The following is a 1,258-nucleotide window of genomic DNA, read 5'->3' as shown; positions in this document are numbered from 1 at the left end:
GGGCGGGTACCCGCCGCTAGTTCGCCGAGTGGCGCTGACCGGCGCGCCAGCGGATTCCGGCGTCGATGAAGTCGTCGATTTCGCCGTCGAGCACGGCCTGGGTGTTGCCCACCTCGTGCTCGGTGCGCAGGTCCTTGACCATCTGGTAGGGGTTGAGCACGTAGGAGCGCATCTGATCGCCCCAGGACGCCTTCACATCGCCCGCCAGTTCCTTCTTCTTCGCGTCCTCCTGCTCCTTCTTCAGCAGCAGCAGCCGGGACTGCAGCACGCGCAATGCGGCGGCACGGTTTTGGATCTGCGACTTCTCGTTCTGCATCGACACGACGATGCCGGTGGGCAGGTGGGTCATGCGCACCGCGGAGTCGGTGGTGTTCACGCTCTGCCCGCCCGGACCCGAGGAACGGAAGACATCGACCTTGATCTCGGATTCGGGGATCTCGATGCTGTCGGTGGACTCGATCAGCGGCACCACTTCCACCGCGGCGAAGGAGGTCTGGCGCCGGCCCTGGTTGTCGAACGGGGAAATGCGCACCAGGCGGTGGGTGCCGGCCTCGACCGAGAGGGTGCCAAAGGCGTAGGCTCGTCGATTTCAAAGGTCGCGGACTTCAGCCCGGCCTCTTCGGCGTAGGAGGTGTCCATGATGCGCGCACTGTAGCCACGCTTCTCCGCCCAGCGGGTGTACATGCGCAGCAGCATCTCGGCGAAATCCGCCGCGTCCACGCCGCCGGCGCCGGCGCGGATGGTGATGACCGCGCCGCGGGAGTCGAATTCGCCGTTGAGCAGCGTGACCACTTCCAGTTCGGCCAGGGAGGCGCGGATCGCCTCCAGCTCCCGGTCCGCCTCCTGCAGGGTGTCCGCGTCGTCCTCCATTTCGGCCAACTCCACCAGCACCTCCAGGTCATCGATCCGGGTGTGCAGTTTCTGCAGCCGCTCCAGCTCGGACTGGCGGTGCGAGAGCCGGGAGGTGACCTTCTGCGCCACGGCCGGGTCGTCCCACAGGTCCGGGGCGCCGGCTTCCTCAGACAGCTGGGCGATGTCCGCCTTGATTTGCTCGACGTCGCTGACCGCCTCGATGGACCGGAAAGTGGAACGAAGCGCGCGCAGTTCAGCAGAAAAGTCTGTTTTAGCCATGATTTAACTAGCCTACGTCATCACGCCCGGCGCCGGAGTCGTTCGGCGCCTGCGCCAACGCACCGGTTTTCAGCGGCTGAGCACGGTGCGGGCGGTGGCGTCCACGTGGATGGGGATCCCGGCCGGC

1 protein-coding gene is annotated in these 1,258 nt (G+C 66.4%); it reads right to left on the bottom strand.

The features are described 5' to 3' along the window. Positions 1-16 precede the first annotated feature (16 nt). A protein-coding gene (gene prfB, locus JCM19049_RS14540; RefSeq protein ID WP_279403293.1) for a peptide chain release factor 2 occupies positions 17-1,131 on the bottom strand; the annotation gives its coding sequence in 2 pieces (ribosomal slippage) (positions 17-582 and positions 582-1,131; 1,116 coding nt in all). Positions 1,132-1,258: the final 127 nt, after the last annotated feature.

This window comes from Arthrobacter sp. JCM 19049 (assembly GCF_001310435.1).
Note: the sequence above shows the minus strand (reverse complement) of the source record. Positions and strands in the feature narration are given on the sequence as shown.